Source organism: Lactiplantibacillus argentoratensis, assembly GCF_037290055.1.
In the GTDB taxonomy this organism is placed as follows: Bacteria; Bacillota; Bacilli; order Lactobacillales; family Lactobacillaceae; genus Lactiplantibacillus; species Lactiplantibacillus plantarum.
The window spans coordinates 1,922,631-1,944,174 of the sequence record NZ_CP147647.1; the positions used below are offsets into that span (position 1 = coordinate 1,922,631).

Here is a 21,544-nt window from a genome sequence, read left to right on the forward strand (position 1 = left end):
GTTGCACCTCCCTATTGTTCAGCGACCGTCACAACTGTTAAGTCACTGAGGTCTGCTGCGGGTGTGATTTCCACTTCGGATGCTAACCCGTAATCATCCTGCTTAACGCTAGCAACCGTGCCGACGTAGAGGCCTTTTGGCGTATTACCGCCTAAACCACTCGTCACGACTTTATCGCCTTTTTTGATCTTAACGTTCGACGTCACCGAGCCCATCTCTAAGAGGTTGCTACTCTTATCATAGCCTGAAATAATCCCGTTAACGGTCTTGCCAGCACTATTGGTAATCTGAATGGCAAACTTATTTGAAGATGAACTCGTATTGGAAATCAATTCAACCTTTGAATTTGTTTGGTTGACTTCCACGATCCGGCCGATTAAGCCCTTTTGTGACATAACGGGCATATTCTTCTTCACACCGGATGTTGCACCCTTTGAAATCACGAGTTGGTTCATCCAAGACGATGGTGTCCGCGTCAAAACATTGGCGGTCACCGTCGTATAATCAGATAACGAATTATTCAATTTCAACTGCTTGCGTAACTGCTTGTTTTCCGCACGCGTCGTCTGGGCACTAACCTTAGCCTGCGCCAGTTGGTCAACTTGCTTCTTCAATTTTTGATTTTCTTGATAGGTGTTCAACAAGTCAGAAACTGAGTTGGTCGCACTTTGTAAGCCATTGACTGGCCAAGCAATCACCCGATCTACCGCACCGGCCACGTCGTTACCAAATTGTTGGATCAATGGTGGTGTCGATTTCTTATCACGAATGGCTACTGAGACACTCATCAAGCCGAAACTAATAATGAACACGACAATCGCAATCACTAGTTTTCGGTTAGAAAAAAACTTTTGCATAATGAACCCCCGGTCGAAAATTCAATGATTTAACAATAAATAAGCGGGAAGACGTCTTCCCGCTCACCTGTTATCGCTTTTTCATAACGTCGATGCTCTTGAGTGACTCACCAGTCCCAACTGCAACACAGTCGAGCGGTTCGTTAGCGATGAAAACCGGTACTTTGGTTTCGTCCGCAATCACTTCGGAAAGATTCTTCAATAAGGCACCACCACCGGTCAAAACAATCCCGTGGTCAATTACGTCAGAGGCAATTTCTGGGGAAGTTTCTTCAAGGGTTTCTTTAATGGCTGAAATAATTTCCGAGACCACTTCTTGGATGGCTTCTGAAACATCTACGGATGAGATTTCAACCGTCTTCGGTAAGCCCGACAAAAGATCGCGTCCACGAATCGTTGACCCTTCCAAGTCTTCAGCGGCTTCCAAAGAAGCTGAGCCACAGTCGATTTTGAGTTGTTCGGCTGTGCGTTCACCGATTAAAAGATTAAACTTCTGGCGAACATGGTAAATGATTGAGTCATCGATCTTATCGCCAGCCATTCGAATTGAACGACTTGATACGATCCCACCTAAGGAAATTGTCGCAACATCAGTAGTCCCACCACCAATATCAACGACCATGCTCCCAGTTGGATCCATGACTGGAAGCCCTGCACCAATAGCGGCTGCAAATGGTTCTTCAATGACATATGCATCCCGCGCACCTGCAACCCGTGTTGCATCAATAACGGCCCGCTTTTCAACTTCGGTAACCCCACTTGGTACACAAACCATGACGTATGGCTTACCATTTGAGCGGCCGAGTGTCTTTTGAATAAAGTACTTCATCATCGCAACGGTCGTATCGTAGTCCGCAATAACGCCATCCTTCATTGGCCGAATCGCCACAATGCTTGCTGGGGTTCTCCCAATCATATCCCGTGCTTCTGAACCAACTGATACAATTTCACCAGTTTTCGTGTTCTTCGCAACTACGGATGGTTCACGTAATACGATGCCCTTGCCGTCAACGTACACAATTGTGTTGGCCGTACCGAGATCGATCCCGATATTCTTTGTCCCAAATCCGAACACTACATTCATCCCTTCATCATTAACAAATTTAATTTTTTATTTAGTCATAATAGTAAGTATTATAGCATAGTCGCACTGCATTAAAAAAGCATTGCCTGAATCCTAGCATACCGTAAATTAATGAAAAATACAGTCCCACTATTTAACTTAGATAAAATTTAACAAAAAAACGCGATCAGGCCGATTAAATTATCGGTCCTAACCCCGTTATTTTACCACATTCTGTTACGAATCCGTATTACAATTTAACACGCCCTGCTCGGCAAAACTGAAGTAATCGTTTACACCGATAATAAAGCTATCCAAGAGTGGTAACCCCATCAGTTCACAAGCCAGTTGCAATCGCTTGGTAAATTCAATATCTTTTTTAGACGGCGTCACGTCACCGCTCGGATGATTATGGGCAATAACGACCCGGGCAGTCGGCGTTGTCAGGGCAACCTTAATAATTTCCCGCGGTTGTGCCGGGCAGCTATTGAGCGTGCCCTGAAAGACGACCTGGCGTTTGATCACTTGATTCTTCGTATCTAAGCATAACAATTGCAACTGTTCCTGCTCTAAGTTGGCAAAGTCCCGTGCTAAAACGGCTCCCAGTTGTTCACTACCATATACCTGTCCCAATATTAATCGACTTGGCCGGGGTAGTAATTGGCCACATCTGAGTGCCACGATCAGGCCATGCCACAGCGGATTTTCAGACGACTCGTGTAACCATTCGACGGCGTCCTCAATCGGGTACTCACGTTCAAAAGCATGCGTGGCGCTATCCACCTCGTCGCCAGGTAAAAACGTGGCAAAATAGGCCTGCAGTAATTCACGAACTTGTGTAGTCGGTATTTGTTCCTCGCTAATCATCGTCATTGAAACCACCCTTTCTACCAAGTAGTTTCGCAAAATGATCGCGTCACCATTATTTTGCCGCAACTTTTTTTCAAATTGAACGCTAGCACGCACCTGTGACCTGGTATGATCGCTGTCAGTCGGACGTCACTACCATACGAATGACTAAGCCGTCGTGGAATCGCTACCGTCCTTGAAATAGGCCCGGACATCACTAATAAAGTACAGCGACCCCGTGAGTAACAACGCATCATCACTCGACATCTCTTGAAGAGTCTGCATCAAGGCTGCTTGCCAATTATCAAATACTTCAGCGGTCCGGCCGTTCGGCATTTCCTGTGCCAACATCGCCGGGTCGGTCGCTGGACGTTTTGCGTTCGGACCTTCGAATTGTGTCAACCGTAATTGAACATTGGGTAATGCGCCCAAGGTCTGAATCATTTGTTGATGTTGCTTATCCGCTAAGACCGCAAAGATGACGTAGACGGTCTGTTGCCCAAAACGCTCGCTTAAAGTCGTCGCTAATTCGGTTACTGCCGGCTCGTTGTGTGCACCGTCAATCATAATCAGCGGATCCTGATTCAAGCGTTCGAAACGGCCAGGCCACTGCGTCTTAGCCAGAGCCGTTTTGACGTCGCTAGTGACCACGGGTAGCTGCAATCCTTGGTGATAAGTCAAGTAAGCCGCTAACGCTACGGCCGCATTATCAACTTGATAGTCTCCCAGTAGCGGGGTTGTCAAGTCCTTAAAGTGCGCCTCTAACCCGTCAAAGTTGAACCGTTCTTGCCAGCCTTGGGGCGGTAATAATTTGGTTGTAAAATCAATTCCCAACGTCCGCAACGGCGCTCGTTTACTGTTTGCCGTATCGACCATCACTTGCTGGGCTTCAGCCGGTAATTTACCGACGACTACTGGCACCTGATCCTTAATGATACCTGCTTTTTGAGTGGCAATCGCCGTCAACGTATTCCCAAGAATTTGCATGTGATCATAACCGATCGTCGTAATCACACTAACGGCCGGTGTCCAGACGTTGGTCGAATCGTATAACCCACCCAACCCAACTTCAATAATGGCAATATCGATTGGCTGAGCAGCAAAGTAAAGAAACATCATTGCGGTAATGATCTCAAATTCTGTGGGCCCCCCACTTGCCAATGTCGCATCAAGCTTGGCAACGACCGGTTGAATCTGTTGCACCAGGCCAACGAGTTCTTCATCGCTGATGGGGGTGCCGTCAACACTGATCCGTTCATTGAAGCGGACAATGAACGGTGAGATGAAGGTTCCCACCGTCAGTCCATCCGCCATAAATAATTCGCGTAAATTCGCAACCGTCGACCCCTTACCATTGGTGCCCGCCACGTGAATACCGACCACTTGTAACTGTGGATCACCTAATTCGTGTAAGAATTGACGCATCCGACTGAGTGTCGGCGCCTTTTTAAACTGTGTTCGGCCGTGAATAAAGGCTAATGCTGCTGAATAAGTGTCAATCATGTCGATCTTCCTTCCTGTAAAACGCCTGAATCATCATTTGGCCGTTTGCTCACCATACTTCTAGCTAATGAGCCCTTATATTTTACGTGTTAATAATAAAATGGTAACCATCCCCCAAACGGGGACGATTACCATTTTACCAGTAACACACATTTCAGTTAACTGTTATTGCGAATTAAGCTTCGGCCTTGATATCAACTAAACGTTGCTTCAAGGCAGCCAGCTTCGTTTGATTATCAGCTAACTTCTCTTTTTCACTATTGACGACATCTTCAGGGGCATTGGCAACAAAGCGTTCATTGTCTAACTTCTTCGTCGCCCGTGCGACTTCGCTTTCAAACTTGGCTTGTTCTTTTTCAAGTTTTTTGACTTCTTCATCGAGGTCAACAAGTTCAGCTAACGGAATGTAAACTTCCGCATCACTAATCACTTGCGTCATGGCTAACTTCGGTGCAACCACGTCAGCGCCAATTGACAGTGTCTTCGGGTGTGCAAACCGTTGAATATAATCTTCATTAGCCTTGAAAACGGCTTGTAACCGAGTGTTGTCCGTCTTAATTAATAGATCCACGGCTGATGCCATCTTCGCATTAGCTTCTGCTCGAATGCTCCGAACGGCCGTAATCAATTCAATAAGTGAGGCCATATCACTTTCCGCCGTTTCGTCATCAAATTCAGGATGGTCAACAGGATAAGCAGCGACTACTAAGGATTCACCAACGTGTGGCATTGATAACCAAATCTTTTCGGTCACAAATGGCATGATTGGGTGCAATAACCGTAAGATCTGGTCCAAGACATAGGCTAACACGTTTTGCGTATTGGCCTTAGCTTGGGCGTCATCACCGGTCAAGACTTCCTTACTCATTTCGATATACCAGTCACAGAAGTCATTCCAGATAAAGTTGTACAAGGCTCGACCAGCTTCACCAAAGTCAAACTTATCAAAGGTAGTCGTCACTTGTTTAACCGTTGCGTTCAAACGACTCAAGATCCACTTATCTGCTAACGTCCAGTCACTTGCAGCTGGTAATTCCGGTTTGTCCATGGTGCCCAGGTTCATGATAACGTAGCGGCTGGCGTTCCAAATCTTGTTAATAAAGTTCCACGCCGCATCCATCTTCGTATAGCTGAACCGCACATCTTGGCCGGCCGTCGACCCGTTAGATAAGAACCACCGTAAGGCATCGGCCCCGTACTTTTCAATCACATCCATTGGATCGATTCCGTTACCGAGCGATTTGCTCATTTTGCGACCCTGTTCATCACGAATTAAGCCGTGTAAAAGCACGTGTTTGAATGGCCGTTTGCCAGTAAATTCCAAACTCTGGAACATCATCCGTGATACCCAGAAGAAGATAATGTCGTAGCCGGTAACCAGCGTATCCGTTGGGAAGTAACGCTTAAAGTCTTCCGCATCAGTGTCTGGCCAGCCCATCGTTGAAAATGGCCAGAGTGCACTTGAGAACCAAGTGTCCAACACGTCGGGATCCTGTTCCCAGTTTTCTGGATCTTTTGGTCCATCAACACCGACATACGTTTCGCCGGTCGTCTTGTTATACCAAGCTGGAATCCGATGTCCCCACCAGAGTTGGCGTGAGATCACCCAATCGTGGACGTTCTCCATCCATTGATTGAATGTGTCTTCAAACCGATCAGGCACAAATTCTACTTTATTGTCAGTCTTTTGATTCTTCAACGCTTGCTCAGCTAGTGGCTTCATCTTAACAAACCACTGGGTTGAGAGCCGTGCTTCAACCTGAACGCCGGTCCGTTCAGAATGCCCAACGCTATGCACGATTGGGTCGATTTTAATCATCAAATCTTGATCTTCAAGGTCCTTGACCATCGCTGTACGCGCTTCAAAGCGGTCCATACCTTCGTATTTACCCGCATTGGCATTCATTGAGGCATCATCATTCATGGTGTTAATCCGTTTCAAATCATGCCGGTTGCCGACCTTAAAGTCATTCGGGTCATGGGCAGGCGTAATCTTCACCATCCCAGTCCCAAACTCGGGATCAACATACGCATCAGCGATAATTGGAATTTCACGTTCTGCTAATGGCAAGATGACTTTTTTGCCAACCAATTCCTTGTAACGGTCATCACTCGGATTAACCGCAACGGCGGTATCGCCCATCATGGTTTCGGGACGGGTCGTGGCAATTTCAATGTAATGCTTACCATTGAAAGTATAGTCTTTGTCAGCAAATGGATACTTGACGTGGTAGAACGCACCCTTGTCATCCTTATGGATCACTTCGATATCAGACAAAGCTGTCCGTGCTTGCGGATCCCAGTTGATGATATATTCACCACGATAGATCAAACCCTTGTTGTAAAGATCAACGAAGACTTTCTTAACCGCATCTGACAGACCATCATCCATGGTGAACCGTTCACGAGAATAGTCCAATGACAGTCCCATCTTGGCCCACTGTTGTTTGATGATCGACGCGTATTCGTCTTTCCAATCCCAAACTTGTTGAATGAACTTCTCACGACCAAGATCGTAACGACTGATCCCTTGCTCACGCAGCTTGGCTTCAACTTTTGCCTGCGTCGCGATACCAGCATGGTCCATTCCTGGTAACCATAAAGTATCAAAACCTTGCATCCGTTTTTGACGAATAATAATGTCTTGTAACGTGGTGTCCCAAGCGTGGCCTAAATGCAACTTACCCGTAACATTTGGCGGTGGAATCACGATTGAATAGGGTTTAGCTTTCTTGTCGCCCGAAGGCTTAAATAAATCTTGGTCTAACCAAGTCTGATAACGACCCGCTTCCACGGCGGTCGGATCATACTTAGTTGGCATATCAGTAGTTGGTTCTTCTGACATTGGGGTACATCCTTTCTTTTGGCACTAAAAAAGTCCACTCATCCTATTAGACTAGGACGAATGGACTTCGCGGTACCACCTAATTTTAAAGCCATCACAAGTGATCGCTTTACAGCTTAAACATCGTTGTTAACGAACGGTGTATCCCGTCCGGCTATTCCTACTAAAACAGTTCAGAATAGCAGCTCGCAAGCTACATTCACGCTAAAACCGCCAAGCGTGTTTCACTGTTCACGCTCTCTCTGTTGACGTTGTTTATCGCTACTCTCTTGCTCATTGCTGGTTGTCACTATTGTAATGAATTTCCTGAGTGCCGTCAATCCTTATTCGAATTGTTTTAAGGCATCCAGTGCCGCAACGTAATTTGGTTCATGGCTAACATCTGGCACGATTTCATGATACACGATTTTACCAGTTGCGTCCGCGACATAAATTGCCCGGGTCAACGTTCCGTTGTTAGGCAAGTAGAGATTCGTGGCGTAACCAAAGGATAATTCTTCATCAGAAGCCACCGTTAAGTTCTTAACGCCTTCCTTAGCGCACCAGCCGGCTTGGTCGGCAACCGCGTTATTAGAAATGGCTAGAAATTGAACGTGGGGGTACTTATCAGCCTGTTGATTGAACTTCTTCGTTTGAATAGAACAAACTCGCGTATCAATATCTGGCATCACACTTAACAGGACGGGCTTGCCTAATAAGTCCTTAGTCTTAATCTTCTCATCATGGGTAGTGAACACTTTGAACTTCGGTAACTGGTCACCATCTTGTAACGGTTCACCGACTAAGTCTAACGCTTGATCATGAAATAATACTTGCACGTAAAACACCCCTTCGATAACTAATGGTTTTCTAATATTTGTGGTAGTACTAGTATAGCTCAAATTTAACGCAATTTCAGTTTCCGCGCAAATAATCGTCTCACAAATTATCATTCTTTACACATGGCGCCTGATTTAGTGTTAATCATGGTTCAAACGTGCGCATGAGTTGGTTCCTTGTTCATCAGCTGGGTATGTCCTACCCCGACCTCCGTGACACCTCAACACGTGTGTACTATGTTAAAGCATCAAATTGTGGTGTCGTCGCCAGCTGGAGAGCGAGTTGTGTTGCCCGTTCGAGCGAGCCATTTGTTTGTTGTTCCCAGCGCGCGGCGAATGTGTTGGCCGGGTCGTGTAGACTAGTTAAGATATATTGGGCAACTTGTGAGGCGGATGGTTGACGTAAGCTGGTGGCCATAGTTTGTAGCGCCTCAGCTAGTTGTTTGCCTTCAGTTAGCTGCCGGGGCACTTGCATGGGGGCTTCGATAGCAACTTGTTCGTTGGCGCGCTGCCCTGCCTCAACCCAACTATCCACACTAGCTGGTACTGGCAACCAGAGCATCAGTAGGACAAACCACGTTAGGCAGGTCAGTTGGGACAGATTGATGCCCGCAGCGGCCCATGGATTCAAATCTAAGTTACGTAATTCCAAGTATTGAATCCCATCCTGGCGTAAGTGTGAATGACCACCGGCATGACGCAATCGAACCTGACCGTAAAATTCCTTGGTCGCGCTCAATTGACCACTATCGACGGCCGCTCGCAGTGTTTGGCAATAGCGGCCTAGTGAAGCGTACGAAACTGTTACGCCCGGCAGATTGGTATATCCATGAGCACTGTTGCGTAAGCTTCGGACTGGCCGGGACGGTGCCGTTAAGCCGGATTGTGGCCAACACTGCGGTGAACAGCCGTACAAATATGTCAGTAACCAGCGATAGTGCAAGTAGTTCTGCGCGATGTGCAAATAACAGCGATTTTTAAAAGTAGTGAACTCATGACAGTCCGTCTGGGCGTCGTACAAGCCCTTCATGAGTCTGGTAGTGATGCTGATATTGCAATGAAGACCTGACAACATTTGACGACGCCGGCCATAGCGGCGGGCAAGTTGTTGGCGGTAAGCGACGGCATTCGTATCCAACTTAGCGATTGGAATATCTTGTTCATTTTGCGGCAATCTGGGCGGCATGCTTAGCGGCCAAATCAGTTCAGGGCTTAAGCCTTGCCGAACTTGTTGTGTGAGCAGTGTCAATGCCCGTAAAACGGCCTGCGAACCCACTTGTGGCGGAGTGACTAACTCCAGCTGTGTCTCCGCAAAGTCCCGTTGTAGGCCGGGCAACTTGCTGATGAGTGTTGGTGATAACGCTGTCTCTGCCAAGCGACCGGTCGACGTTACCCGTTGGCCTTCACGTTCCAGGCCAATCTGAATCGCCTGAGCATCAATCAGCGCTGCATTCTTCGTTAATAATCGTTGCCACTCCATCCACTCACCTCGTTGATTCAATCTGAATTTATCGTAGCATAGTCCGGGTCTTGGTTCGCCAATTATGACCTATTATTTAGCTGGCTTATCACTACGAGCTGGGCTCCCACGTACCAGGAGCTGGATACACCATTGAACAGCATCAAAAAACGAGTCCCCAGAATGACCGGGAACTCGTTTTTCGACGTGATACTATCACTCATTTTTGACCTAAAGTAGTTCAGCAAAAACGTCTTCTTGTGTATTCAAGTAATTTTCACCTGGCTTGATCTCAGTCATTTTAACGCCCGCTAAAGCACGCGCCATTAATCCTTCGACGTCGATCCGTTCTTCGTAAGCCCGGGAACGGTCTAACTTCGGATGCGTCTTGGGTGCTGGCGGTGCAAAAATCGTACAGCAGTCTTCGAATGGCATGATTGACAAGTCATAGGTATCAATCTCTTCAGCAATCTTAATGATTTCCGTCTTGTCCATGGAAATCACCGGCCGCAGAACAGGCAACGTCGTCACGTCATTGATGGCGATCATGCTATCCATCGTCTGTGAAGCCACTTGCCCTAATGATTCACCATTAAAGATGGCTTTACCATTCCGTTGACGCGTGATGGCGTCCATCAACCGCATCATCAGACGCCGTTGAACGGTCATAAGATACCCTTCAGGGACTTTTTCCTTGATTTCTTCCTGAATCTCAGTGAATGGAATCTGAATAAACTTCACGCTACCGGAGTAACTGGCTAGCGTTGATGCTAACTGCTTAGCCTTTGCTAACGCTTGTTCACTCGTGTATGGCGGACTGAAGAAATGGACCATTTCCATATCAACGCCACGCTTCATGCCAAGGTAGCCCGCCACTGGTGAATCGATCCCACCAGACAACATCAGCATCCCTTTGCCAGCAGTGCCGACGGGTAGTCCCCCGGCACCTTGAATCGTTTCTGATGATAAAAAGATGCCGTTTAACCGAACTTCAACCCGTAACACGATGTCTGGATTCTTCATCTTAACTTGAATCCCGTCAACGTGGTCTAAGATTTGCCCACCAAGCATGTCATTGATTTGATTTGTATCGTATTCAAAGTGATGGTCGGAACGCCGAGTGTTGATTTTGAAAGTCATTCCCGGCTTAAACTGGGCTTTAACCATCGCAATCGCCGTTTCATAGACGGCATCCATGTCGGCATCGACGCGAATACTAGGTGAGAAGTTTTGAATCCCAAAAACAAGCTTCAAGCGGCCCATGACTTTGTCGGCATCCTCACCATTTAACATGATGTGCATCCGGTCACGGTTCGCGTGGACCTTTAGTTCTGGAAAGTCGTGCAACGCTTTACGTACGTTACGGCCCAAACTATCAATAAAATTCCGCCGGTTTTTACCCTTGGTCGATAGTTCACCGTAACGCACCATGATTTCAGTGTACTGCATGAACAAGTTCCTTTCCGTTATGCGTCTGCATTAATTTTTGAGAATTTTTGATAAAGCTGATCAAAGACTTTAATAAACTGGTCAGCTTCTGCCAGCGTATTATTCTCATCGAGACTGACCCGCACCGCACTCGTCGCGATGTTTTCTTGCACGTGCATCGCCATTAAAGTACTAGAAGCCAAGTGCTTCTTCGATGAGCAGGCACTCGTTGTTGAGATATAAATGCCCTGATCTTCAAACGCGTGGACAATGGTCTCACCCCGCACGCCGTTGATCGTAAAACACAGAATGTGGGGGGCGAACCCCGTCGTTGGCTGGCTAAAGATTGTCACTTTAGGAAATGACTTGATGTGCTCGTAAATTCGCTGTTTAATAGCCCGTTCACGAGCCACCTTATCATCTTCATCTGTCAGCAACAATCGCAAGGCCTTCGCCATACCAGCAATTGCCGGTAAGTTTTCAGTTCCCGAACGCCAATTACTTTCCTGACCGCCACCATTCATTAATGGCGCCAACTTGCGACCATTACGCGCGTAAATAAAGCCCACGCCGCGAGTCGCATGAAACTTGTGCCCTGAGAAGGTCACAAAGTCTACCCGGTCATTCATGATCATGCTCTGGATCCCTTTACCAATTCCTTGGACCGCATCGATATGAAAATGAATTTTCGGATATTGTTTCAGTAGTTCAGCCACTTCAAGTAAGGGTTGAATCGTACCGATTTCATTATTGACCGCCATCGTTGACACTAAGATCGTATCAGGCCGAATTGCCGCTTTCAAGTCCGCCACGTTGATGCGGCCTTCCTGATCGACTGGTAAGTAAGTCACTTCATAACCGAGTTCCTTCAACTGTTCCATCGAATTATGAATTGCCGGATGTTCTACCGCCGTGGTAATTAGGTGTTTCCCAAAGGACCGCTTTTCAATCGCCGTCCCCTTTAAAACCCAATTGTCACCTTCCGTCCCACCAGACGTGAAGAAGATTTCATGCGCTTGCACACCGAGCAAGTCAGCAATTTGTTGGCGCGACTGTTCCAACAAATGAAAGGCCGTTTCACCAAAGTTATGCAAACTGGATGGATTCCCCCAGATTTTCTGGGAAACCGTTGTATACGTCTCCAACACGGCCGGAGCAGCTTGCGTCGTCGCACTATTGTCAAAATAAATCATTACTACGCCTTCTCTTTCCAAGAAAGTGTGCATTGCACTTACTTTCGATAAGAATTCTTTGCAATTATACCAAATATTACTAGTGAAACAAGGTTTTTTGTTTCAAATTAAGGATTAACTACCCGACTATTGCGGCCCAAACTTGTTTTCAGTGCTCATTTCCAGTTCCGTGCGCTCACGATCACTGGCATCCTGATACCAATCAAAAACCAGCCGGTGGCGGTTGTCATTTAACAATCACCACCGGCTGGTTATTTTCAATTCGCTAAGTTTGGCGTGTTGACGCAGACTTAATTGTCATTAAGCCTCGTCAGTCGTCTTTTCTGCTTGTTTATTCGCATAATAGCTGTCCTCAATTCGTTTATAGGATCCCGGATCGACTTTATCGACTGCTGTCGCAATCACTTCTAAACTCCGTGCGTAGTCGTGCGTTTCAGTAAACAACCGTTGTGCTTCGACGCTAGCTTCCTGAACCTCTTCATGATTCGTCTTGTAACGGTTGGCGTATTGCAAGAGCTGTTCCGCCATAACCGCAGCATCCGTTAAATCACTGGTCTTCTCCTTCAAGGTCGCCATGTCCGCTTGAATGACAATCAATTGTTTCGTGATGTCATCCATATTGATCACGAGCTTATTAATATCATGGTCAAGCCGTTCGATCTCCTTGGCAACCACTTTGAAATAGTCCAAGTAGTCCTTCGGTAGACCCGGCAAATTCAAGTTTTCAACCTGGCGCTTGATTGCGTGAATCTCAAAGTCGAACCGTTGCAACGTCTCGTGAGCTTTAGATTCCTCAGCGGTCAAACTCGCCACACCTTTGTTGATTGCAACCTGTTCTTCTTCAATGCCTTTTAACTGCTCATCTTGTTCGGCAAAATGGGCGGCAATCTCACTAAAGACAGCTTGCTTACTAGTAATGGCCGTGACGTCCGCCTGATAAACAGCTTCGATATTCTTCAATTGTTCGTTCAGTTCACGCGTCCGTTCGACTTCGCCATTATTCAACGTATAGCTCTGTGCTAATCGATCCAACTCAATTTGTAAGCGGTGATTCTGATTCATGGCGTGAGTCAAGAACTTGCTAATTTCTTCTTGGCGTTCGTCAACGACAGCCTTCGCATCGATTTCAACTTGCATCACGTCATACAAGTGGTCGATTCGCTTCTCAATTGCATGATTACCGTTTTCAGCATCCGTAACTTTTAAATCACCCAGTAACGCCGTATTATCATCGATTGCCTTTTGTAACGCCTTAATTTCAGGTTCAATCGACTCGACTTCAAAGTGAAAATGTTGCGCCGTCAATTGTTGATAACCACTTGCCAATTCGGCCAGCTGATCAGGGAACCCACTCACAAGATCCTTATAGATTGGTGGAATTCGGTCAATGTCCATTTCAAGCGTCCCGGTATCGTGATGCAACTGATCTAGCACTTTTTCAGCAGCGTCATGATCGCCGGCCTTAGCTAATTCAGAAAAATGATCGAAGTCACTTTCTAAGTTGGCCAATTGATCCTCCAACTTGTCAATACTTGGACCAAACGAAAAGTTTTGGGACAATAACGTCTTCCGTAAGTTTTGGTACTTTTTCTCTAAACTTGCCACTGCTTGGCGGTGCGCGGCATCCGCATCATCCAAGGCCTGCAAGCCCTGACGAATTTCTGACTGTTGTTGTTCAATCGTATCTAATGTCGCCGCAACTTTTTTCAGGTTCTGCTGAGCATCGAGAAATCTGATGCCCCGCGCCTGCGAAGTAATGGCCGTTAATTGCTCACTAACGGCGGGTAACTGATCATTATCAACTTCTTGACCAGCGCTCTGCAACGCTTCCAACTTCGCTAACGATCCGCCCGTTAGTCCGAGTTGTTCAATTTTTTCGAAATCTGTGGTCTGCGATTGCTTGACGAGCGCCTGTTGCCGTTCCGTCAATTGACGGACTTGCTTGTCGATATAAAATTGAAAGCCTTTGACCGCCGCGTAGATGACAATCGCAACCACCACAATGCCGATTGCTACTTGCATACGAATACCCCTTACATTATTTATTCCGTTTTAATTGCGTTGCGCCTCACCCTGTTGAGAACCGTAACCTTGCTTTTTTCTGAAAATCCAATTAAAATCTATCTTAAATTATAACATAGACGTAACTAACGGACAGTAACAATTTGTTAACATTCAAGGAGGATTTTTACATGGCTACCACGGAAACATCACTTATGAACCAACAACTCGACGCCCTACTTTTTCAAGAAACGAATCTGGTCGCGAACTTAGCGAATGCAAGCGCCCTCCTCAACAGTACTTATGACAACCTTAACTGGGCCGGCTTTTACTTATTTAACGAACAAACTGGCGAGCTCGACTTAGGCCCCTTCCAGGGTAAAGTCGCTTGCATGCACATCAAGGTTGGGGCCGGTGTCGTCGGAACTGCCTTTGAAACGCAAACAAACCAACGGGTAGCTGATGTCCATCAATTTCCCGGGCACATTGCGTGTGACAGTGCCAGCAACTCAGAAATCGTGGTGCCCATCACCAAGGACGGTCACCAAATCGGCGTACTCGATGTCGATTCGCCATCATTAGATCGGTTCAATGCCGATAACGAAGCCGAATTAACTGAATTCGTGGCAATCCTCACGTCACACATTGACTAATCAGCATTAAACGTGTTATGCTACTCTTTGTGTAAAATAATGCAGCAGTGAGTGGGTAAGCTCGTCAACAGATTGGTGCCAATATTTTGGTCAGTTAGTAACCTGCGGCTGCAATGGTGAAATCTGCAGTCCAATCTGAACGAATATCGAACTTACATCGGATTATTTTACTCCAACTAAAATTATTGGAGGAAACATTTTATGTCTCGTTATACAGGTCCAAGTTGGAAAATTTCCCGTCGTTTGGGAATGTCCCTTTCAGGTACTGGTAAAGAATTAGCTCGTCGCCCTTACGCACCTGGTGATCATGGCCAAGGTCGTCGCGGTAAGCTTTCTGAATACGGTACACAATTACGTGAAAAGCAAAAGTTACGGATGATGTACGGTTTAACTGAACGTCAATTCGCTAACTTATTCATCAAAGCTGGTAAGATTCGCGAAGGTAAGCATGGTGTTAACTTCATGATCTTACTTGAACGTCGTTTGGATAACATGGTTTACCGTTTAGGCTTAGCTACAACTCGTCGCCAAGCTCGTCAATTAGTAAACCATGGTCACATCACTGTTGATGGCAAGCGTGTTGACATCCCTTCATACGAAGTTAGTGTTGGCCAAGTTGTCTCAGTTCGTGAAAAGTCCAAGAAGTTAGCTGTTATCACCGGTGCTGTTGAAGCCGTTGTTGCACGCCCTAACTTCGTTCAATTCGATGCTGATAAGCTTGAAGGCTCATTAACTCGTTTACCAGAACGTGAAGAACTTGAAGCAGATATCGACGAATCATTAATCGTTGAATACTACAACAAACTTTAATTTCCGGTATTTAAAAACCGTCGCACTTGCGGCGGTTTTTTTGTATTTTCAGTTAACCTTAGTCCTCATGCGCAGCACTCACAGCCGCCATGACCGGTTGATAGATTGGTAGTAACTGTTTGAACGTTGTGATGATCAATTGGTTCAGCGCGTCGGCATCTTCAAATAACGGATCGTTCACTCCGACTGCACGGCCCACGACCAATTCACTGTGTTTATACTGATCGAATTTCTTGATAGCCTGCGTAATATTGGCTGGTGTAGCGGATTCCGTGGTCGGCACCCCATGATTGTTGCTGATAACAAATCCCGTCGGCAAGGCCAGTAACCGGGGCGCCAAATCTGCGAGTTGCATCTGTGCCTGCACGGCCGGTTTACACTCATCTAGAATATCAAAATAAATAAATAAACGATCTGGCCATAGTCCCAATTCAAAGTGCGGCCAGGCTTTATAACTCCGTTTGTTCTGACTAAAAGCGACCCATGTGTCTACCGGTGGATTCTTAAAGCGCCGCAAATGTTTGGCAACGTGCGCATAAAACGGCGGCTCGCCGGGTGTTTGTAAATTCGCTATAATCGTGGGTGCAAGCTGTTCGAACTTAGGATCAATCACCGTTTTGATCAGATGCATGCGCCCCGCTAACGTCTGGTCATTAAAAATGTCAAAATCTTGATTTGTAAACACGTCTATCATCCCCAAAACTAATTTAGATTAACCATACCGCATTCACTAACGCAACGCTAGCCCCCTTCCCTTCGCTATTATTGAAGGAACATGCTACAATGATAATTACTATCAAGGAAAGGATGTTAGACAATGGCTGAAACAGACAAACAACCAGTTGACCGCATCGAAACGGCCATGCACGGGACGCCAAAGTTGCATCCCGACGAACAGCGCAAGTACCTGGGGACCTTTCGGGAACGCGTCGAAGTCGCAGTGACCGTTGCCCAAATTAAGCAGGCCAATTACGTCGACGCACTTAACCAAGCATTTACGACCCATCCGGATGATCAATTATACATTAACGGTAATCTAGACCAGGAATTGATTGGCCCATACATCAAGGCGGCTAGTCAGGCCAATATCAAATTTACCATTAAGACGGATGACATCTACCATACTGCTGATGATAATTACGCGCTCGTCTTCACTGCCGCAACTGCCATTAACCAAGACGTTATTGACGTGGCGCAGCGCTACCCATCGCAGTCATCGCCAGCAACACCCAAGGCGGAAAAGACGCCCGGACTGCTAGATAAATTCAAAAAATTACTTTAATACAACGAAGGTCCTCATCCACGTACGGATGAGGACCTTTGTTACGTTGAACTGCACTAATGATGACGAGCCAGGGTACCATAAAAACTCAGGATCAATAGCCCCACAACAATGATTCCCATGAGACCGACCGAAACCCAGACGGTCGTGACGATGCTCAGTAATAGCAATACGCCACCACCAACCAACGTATAGCCTAGCCAATAACGGACCCGCCGCCAAATCATTGGTCGAATCGGATGACCACCCCGGTGAATCTGCGCGTACTGATTGGCACTGATTGTCGGCAAATAATTTCCAATCGCCATAAAAATAAAGGCAATCAAACTGACGGCGATGCGCCAAATATCCCAGTGATGGCCTAAGTTATAACTGATGGTTGTTGCATAGATCACGCCTGATAGCACGGGCACGATCCAAATCATCATCTGTTCAAACCGTGGCGCCGGTCCCTTATGATTGGCGTTCAACCGGGTCACACCCACACAAATCAGCTGAAACACCATCATCATGATTGGAAAGCCAACAACCACTAGCGCTTTGGTAGCCATCCCATTCGGTTGATTATCCAAATTAAAATGAATGGCCATTTTGGCAGGCAACGCGGCGTAATTCACAATACCGTAGCCGATTGGTAACAGAATGACAATGTAACTCAACCACAATTGAAGATTTCGTTTTGTCATCATTATTCATCCCCCTGCTGTGAACTGAAGCGATATAGCCACGTCAACATTTCCTCAAACACACTAGCATTTAACTCATAGTACACATAATTCTTTTCCTTAGTTACCGTAACCAAGCCGGCTTCCTTCAAAAGCTTGAGGTGATAAGAAACCGTTGCCTTGCTTAACTTAAAATGAGCTGCAATCTCGCCAGCCGATTGCCGATTCTGGCGTAAATCTTCCAAAATCTGCCGGCGGACGGGATCAGCAATGGCTTTAAAAGTCGTATTCAACGCCATGCGGGCACCCTCCCATCAGCTATTTCGATATATATCTAAATAGATTATAGCAGGTAAGTTGCACTTCAACAAGAGGTATTTAGATGAAATTCGAAATATAAGAATCCAGCACTTTACTCATACGCAAATAAAAAACGCTGGCCAAAACCAGCGTTTTTTTAGTCTTCCCCTTTAAACAATGCATCCAACAACTGCCCCGCCACTGGTTGGGTAGTGCCAAACATTGGGAACAAGTGCGGATACAAGTATGGTGCTGCGTGAATACCCAAGTATACCGCCATTTCCGGATGCTCTGGAACTAATTCTGCGTATAAATTGGGAATCATGACGTCGACCCCCGCGACCGCTAAGTGCAAGTCTGCAACCAACTTTTCCACCGCCTTAACGTAGGATTGATGCATGTCGGCCGTCGCGTCTAGCACGTCCGCCCCGTTACCAAAAGTGGCGTCTTCCCGCAACAAGATCTGGGTGCCCCGGCTGACCACAGAATCTAAGGTCAAGTGATATGAATCCAGGCGATACCGTTCGATTGTTCCTAACTGAAGCGCTGATTGCGGCCACTTAAAAGCGGTCCCGCGCAATGCCCGCTCATTTTTGCGATCAAGTAACGTCTTGACCGTTGAACGACCATCACCAACGATGTTGGCAGGAATTCGTTCGACGATTGCTTGCACCCGACCATCGATGACCAAGAATCGATAACTTGAGGCGACTACCACTTCTTCAGCCATCACCGCGGACGTTTGCTCGAATAGTTGCCGAACAACTTGTTCGAACAAGTCGCGTTCTGGCATAATCCGGAAAACCACGACTTTATGCGTTTCATCCGCAGCTTTCAACACGATTCCGCCGGCTTGAACGTACCGATCGTAATCAGCAATCAACTGATTAGCTGTATGATATGTCTGTGAAGCCGGCACCGGAACCCCGTGCTCAGCGAGAATTTGTTTGGCCGCTGCTTTATGTGTCAGTACAGTCGTTAGCGCCTGTGGATTTAAATCCGTTCCGCTACCATTGACAACTAATTGCGAGCGCCCTAACTTAGTCAATCGCAAAATATTAGCGTGTGGATCAACCACGTCCACCTGCACGCCCCGCGTCAAGGCCTGCTGGGCTAGTTGCTGGCTCGATAAATCTAGCGCAGTAAAGCCTGCAAGTTCAAACGGCCGTTCATTGCTCGATTCCTGATAATGGGCAGCCGTTTTGAGTGCCCATGCCACCGGGTCAGCTTGCATGGCAATTTTGGCGCTTAGCGTCGTCTTCGGATCAGTGACCCGCGACTTCAACGTTCGGAGTAACACGGCATCCTCGTTTGGCAAGTGATAAGTTTTAACGAAATCAGCAAGTGCATCCAACACTTGAGCAGCCGGTATTGCCTGAGCACTAGCCGTCGTTGGATTTTCAGCCAAGACTTGGTGCGTCAGTTGGTCTGCTTGCGCGTTGACCTGAGCGACCATCTTAGTTGGGAGCGCCGGCATCATGACGAAATAACTCGCCAACAAACGAACAAAAGCTACCGCGTTGGCGTCCACCCCAACTGGACTAGTTGGGTCAAGGTCCAAGCCCCGGTATTCAAGATAATAGACCCCTTGCCGGGCCATTGTGGCTAGCTGACCGTTACTGCGAAACCGAACGGGACCATCAAAATCATTGACCGACAACAGCTGCTTTTGACGAACGGCCGCCGTCAATCTAGCGACGTAGCGATCAATCGACGTATAATCTCCCGTTACTTGATTGTAGCGGCCATCGGGATGCTGCACACTACTGCGTTGCGGACGACGCTCAGTATCCGTAACGGCTAGGCGTGGTGAAGCACCAAATAAATACTGGATCAACCAGTTCATCCGGACCAGCCCCTGGGCAACTTTCAAGTAGATGGCGTTGCGAAAATCAACGTAACTATGATATTGCTGATGGAAGACCTCAGCATATAACCGGATGAATAACGCTTCGTTCAAGCTGAGATTCACGTGACTACCAGTCGTCAATAGTCGCTGCAAGTCATACTTACGGGCCAAATCGCGACGATGCTGATAGCTGACCTGATCAACATCGGCCAGTGGCACGGTCGTTAGATCAGCTGGCAGCACGGGCGTACTCGACAGTGGCCAAAGTCGTTCGTCCGCAGCGAGTGCCCGCCGTGCAGCGGTATTCAAGCCCTTCAGATACGCCATCAATGCCGGAATGTCGCGGCGCACTGGCGTACTAAACTTTAAAGCACTCGCGGAAAAGCCTGGCCGTAGCTGTCGATTTTGTTGAGCTGATCCAAACGCTTGCGGGTGCGCTGTTGTCGCTAAGTGCCCCTGGGCGTCCACTCGGTACATGGTGACCTCTAAGCCTAAGTTAGTCTGATGAACAAGTGGGACTAAGTGATACTTTACAATTGCCTTACCAACGGCGTCTAATTCCATAATGATCAATCCTTTGTAATTATTCTGTTTGTTAAACTGATTATTCGGTGTCCTTCATTGTAAATGCTATAATAGTTGGGACTAGTTTTGCAAGGAGGGATTTCAAACGATGCAACAACCATTAGCCTACCGGATGCGACCAAAGACGCTGGAAGACGTTGTCGGCCAGCAACAATTGGTCGGCCCAGGTAAGATCATCGCCCGGATGGTCAAAGCCAAACGACTATCATCAATGATTCTATACGGCCCACCAGGTACTGGCAAGACTAGTATTGCGAGTGCCATTGCCGGTTCGACCAAGTACGCTTTTCGCATGCTGAACGCGGCCACTGATAGCAAAAAGCAACTCCAAATCGTAGCTGAAGAAGCCAAAATGAGCGGGACGGTCATTCTCCTACTAGACGAAATTCACCGGTTGGATAAAACGAAACAAGATTTTTTATTACCTCACCTAGAAAGTGGCCGTATCATCTTGATTGGTGCCACGACCGAAAATCCATATATTAGCATTAATCCGGCCATCCGCAGTCGGACGCAGATCTTTCAGGTTTTTCCGCTCACAGCTGATGATATTCAGCACGCGGTTGAACGGGCGCTCACTGATGACCAAAACGGTCTTGGTCAGTACCACGTTGAGTTAGCCCCCGCGGCCATGCACCATCTATGCACTGCAACCAACGGTGATTTGCGTAGCGCCCTCAATGGGCTAGAATTGGCCGTGTTGTCCTCGACCCCCGCTGATGACGGTACTATCGCCATTTCACAGCAAACGATTGAAGAATGTTTGCAGAAAAAGGCCCTATCCGCGGACAAAGATGGTGATGCTCACTACGACGTGATCTCAGCATTTCAAAAGTCCATTCGCGGTTCTGATGCCAATGCCGCCCTGCATTATTTGGCCCGGTTAGTTGAAGCGGGGGATTTAAAGAGTATTATGCGCCGGCTAATGGTGATTGCCTATGAGGATATTGGATTAGCTAATCCAGCCGCGTGTGCCCACACCGTCGCAGCTGTTCAAGCTGCCGATCAATTGGGATTTCCTGAAGCACGGATTCCGCTAGCTGACGCTGTGATCGAATTAGCCTTATCGCCAAAGTCAAATTCAGGGATCAGTGCCATTGATGCTGCGCTCACAACGGTCCGTGACGGCCATTTCGGTGATATTCCGGCCGACATCAAGGATGCGCATTATCAAGGCGCTGCCAAACTCGGTCATGGTGTTGGATACGATTTTCCACACGATCACCCGGGTGATTGGGTCGCTCAACAGTATTTACCAGATGCCATCAAATCAGCTAAGTATTACGAGCCCAAAACAAATGGCCGCTACGAAACAGCCCTGGCGCAACAATACGAAAAATTATTAAAAGCTAACGCACGAAACCGCTAGCAACACCTTGGTTGT

At 47.1% G+C, this 21,544-nt stretch carries 18 protein-coding genes and 1 other annotated feature; of the genes, 4 read left to right on the top strand and 14 right to left on the bottom strand.

Annotated elements, in window-relative coordinates:
* Window positions 1–11 precede the first annotated feature (11 nt).
* From mreC to ezrA, 10 genes are all read right to left on the bottom strand, one after another.
* Entirely contained in the window at window positions 12–857 is an 846-nt protein-coding gene (gene mreC / locus V7R88_RS09105) for a rod shape-determining protein MreC (protein WP_054398579.1), read from the bottom strand.
* 70 nt (window positions 858–927) lie between these two features.
* Window positions 928–1,932: a rod shape-determining protein gene (locus V7R88_RS09110; protein ID WP_003644642.1), complete on the bottom strand. Its 1,005-nt coding sequence runs from the start codon at window positions 1,930–1,932 to the stop codon at window positions 928–930.
* A 225-nt stretch (window positions 1,933–2,157) separates the two neighbouring features.
* On the bottom strand, window positions 2,158–2,793 hold the full coding sequence (locus V7R88_RS09115; RefSeq protein WP_054398581.1) for a JAB domain-containing protein: 636 nt from the start codon (window positions 2,791–2,793) through the stop codon (window positions 2,158–2,160).
* 144 nt (window positions 2,794–2,937) lie between these two features.
* Window positions 2,938–4,272 (bottom strand): bifunctional folylpolyglutamate synthase/dihydrofolate synthase, encoded by a 1,335-nt coding sequence (locus tag V7R88_RS09120; RefSeq protein ID WP_054398583.1) that lies wholly within the window; start codon window positions 4,270–4,272, stop codon window positions 2,938–2,940.
* Between the two features lie 175 nt (window positions 4,273–4,447).
* The gene (locus V7R88_RS09125) at window positions 4,448–7,117 is read right to left on the bottom strand and encodes a valine--tRNA ligase (protein ID WP_057717945.1); all 2,670 of its coding nucleotides are present in this window, start codon (window positions 7,115–7,117) and stop codon (window positions 4,448–4,450) included.
* 49 nt (window positions 7,118–7,166) lie between these two features.
* Window positions 7,167–7,403 (bottom strand) — a binding site (T-box leader).
* A gap of 37 nt (window positions 7,404–7,440) precedes the next feature.
* Entirely contained in the window at window positions 7,441–7,935 is a 495-nt protein-coding gene (gene tpx / locus V7R88_RS09130; protein WP_054398587.1) for a thiol peroxidase, read from the bottom strand.
* Between the two features lie 235 nt (window positions 7,936–8,170).
* Window positions 8,171–9,415, bottom strand: coding sequence for a glutamate--cysteine ligase (locus V7R88_RS09135; RefSeq protein WP_054398589.1), 1,245 nt, complete (start codon window positions 9,413–9,415; stop codon window positions 8,171–8,173).
* A gap of 210 nt (window positions 9,416–9,625) precedes the next feature.
* Window positions 9,626–10,843, bottom strand: coding sequence for a tRNA uracil 4-sulfurtransferase ThiI (gene thiI, locus V7R88_RS09140; RefSeq protein WP_054398591.1), 1,218 nt, complete (start codon window positions 10,841–10,843; stop codon window positions 9,626–9,628).
* A 17-nt stretch (window positions 10,844–10,860) separates the two neighbouring features.
* Complete coding sequence (locus tag V7R88_RS09145; protein WP_054398594.1) at window positions 10,861–12,015, bottom strand: cysteine desulfurase family protein; 1,155 nt, start codon at window positions 12,013–12,015, stop codon at window positions 10,861–10,863.
* 300 nt (window positions 12,016–12,315) lie between these two features.
* The gene (gene ezrA / locus V7R88_RS09150) at window positions 12,316–14,037 is read right to left on the bottom strand and encodes a septation ring formation regulator EzrA (RefSeq protein WP_054398596.1); all 1,722 of its coding nucleotides are present in this window, start codon (window positions 14,035–14,037) and stop codon (window positions 12,316–12,318) included.
* Between the two features lie 170 nt (window positions 14,038–14,207).
* Between ezrA and V7R88_RS09155 the strand changes: the two genes are divergently transcribed.
* A complete protein-coding gene (locus V7R88_RS09155; RefSeq protein WP_003641476.1) occupies window positions 14,208–14,669 on the top strand; it encodes a GAF domain-containing protein in 462 nt (153 codons plus the stop codon).
* 201 nt (window positions 14,670–14,870) lie between these two features.
* Window positions 14,871–15,479 carry a 30S ribosomal protein S4 gene (rpsD, locus tag V7R88_RS09160; RefSeq protein ID WP_003641475.1) on the top strand — a complete coding sequence of 203 codons (609 nt, stop codon included), beginning with the start codon at window positions 14,871–14,873 and terminating at the stop codon, window positions 15,477–15,479.
* A 58-nt stretch (window positions 15,480–15,537) separates the two neighbouring features.
* On the opposite strand, the gene V7R88_RS09165 is transcribed toward rpsD, so the two are convergent.
* Window positions 15,538–16,164: a DUF1054 domain-containing protein gene (locus V7R88_RS09165; RefSeq protein WP_054398598.1), complete on the bottom strand. Its 627-nt coding sequence runs from the start codon at window positions 16,162–16,164 to the stop codon at window positions 15,538–15,540.
* 132 nt (window positions 16,165–16,296) lie between these two features.
* On the opposite strand from V7R88_RS09165, the gene V7R88_RS09170 reads away from it, so the two are divergent.
* Window positions 16,297–16,761 carry a YueI family protein gene (locus V7R88_RS09170; RefSeq protein ID WP_054398600.1) on the top strand — a complete coding sequence of 155 codons (465 nt, stop codon included), beginning with the start codon at window positions 16,297–16,299 and terminating at the stop codon, window positions 16,759–16,761.
* Window positions 16,762–16,817: 56 nt separating this feature from the next.
* Here the strand turns inward: V7R88_RS09170 and V7R88_RS09175 are convergent, their stop codons facing one another.
* The 3 genes from V7R88_RS09175 to gshAB all read right to left on the bottom strand — a co-directional run bounded on the left by V7R88_RS09175 (window position 16,818) and on the right by gshAB (window position 20,139).
* A complete protein-coding gene (locus V7R88_RS09175) occupies window positions 16,818–17,447 on the bottom strand; it encodes a DUF1648 domain-containing protein (protein WP_054398661.1) in 630 nt (209 codons plus the stop codon).
* Between the two features lie 2 nt (window positions 17,448–17,449).
* Complete coding sequence (locus V7R88_RS09180) at window positions 17,450–17,725, bottom strand: autorepressor SdpR family transcription factor (protein ID WP_054398602.1); 276 nt, start codon at window positions 17,723–17,725, stop codon at window positions 17,450–17,452.
* Between the two features lie 158 nt (window positions 17,726–17,883).
* Window positions 17,884–20,139 (bottom strand): bifunctional glutamate--cysteine ligase GshA/glutathione synthetase GshB, encoded by a 2,256-nt coding sequence (gshAB, locus tag V7R88_RS09185; protein ID WP_060599029.1) that lies wholly within the window; start codon window positions 20,137–20,139, stop codon window positions 17,884–17,886.
* Between the two features lie 109 nt (window positions 20,140–20,248).
* Between gshAB and V7R88_RS09190 the strand changes: the two genes are divergently transcribed.
* Entirely contained in the window at window positions 20,249–21,529 is a 1,281-nt protein-coding gene (locus V7R88_RS09190) for a replication-associated recombination protein A (protein ID WP_054398605.1), read from the top strand.
* The last annotated feature ends 15 nt before the right edge of the window (window positions 21,530–21,544 follow it).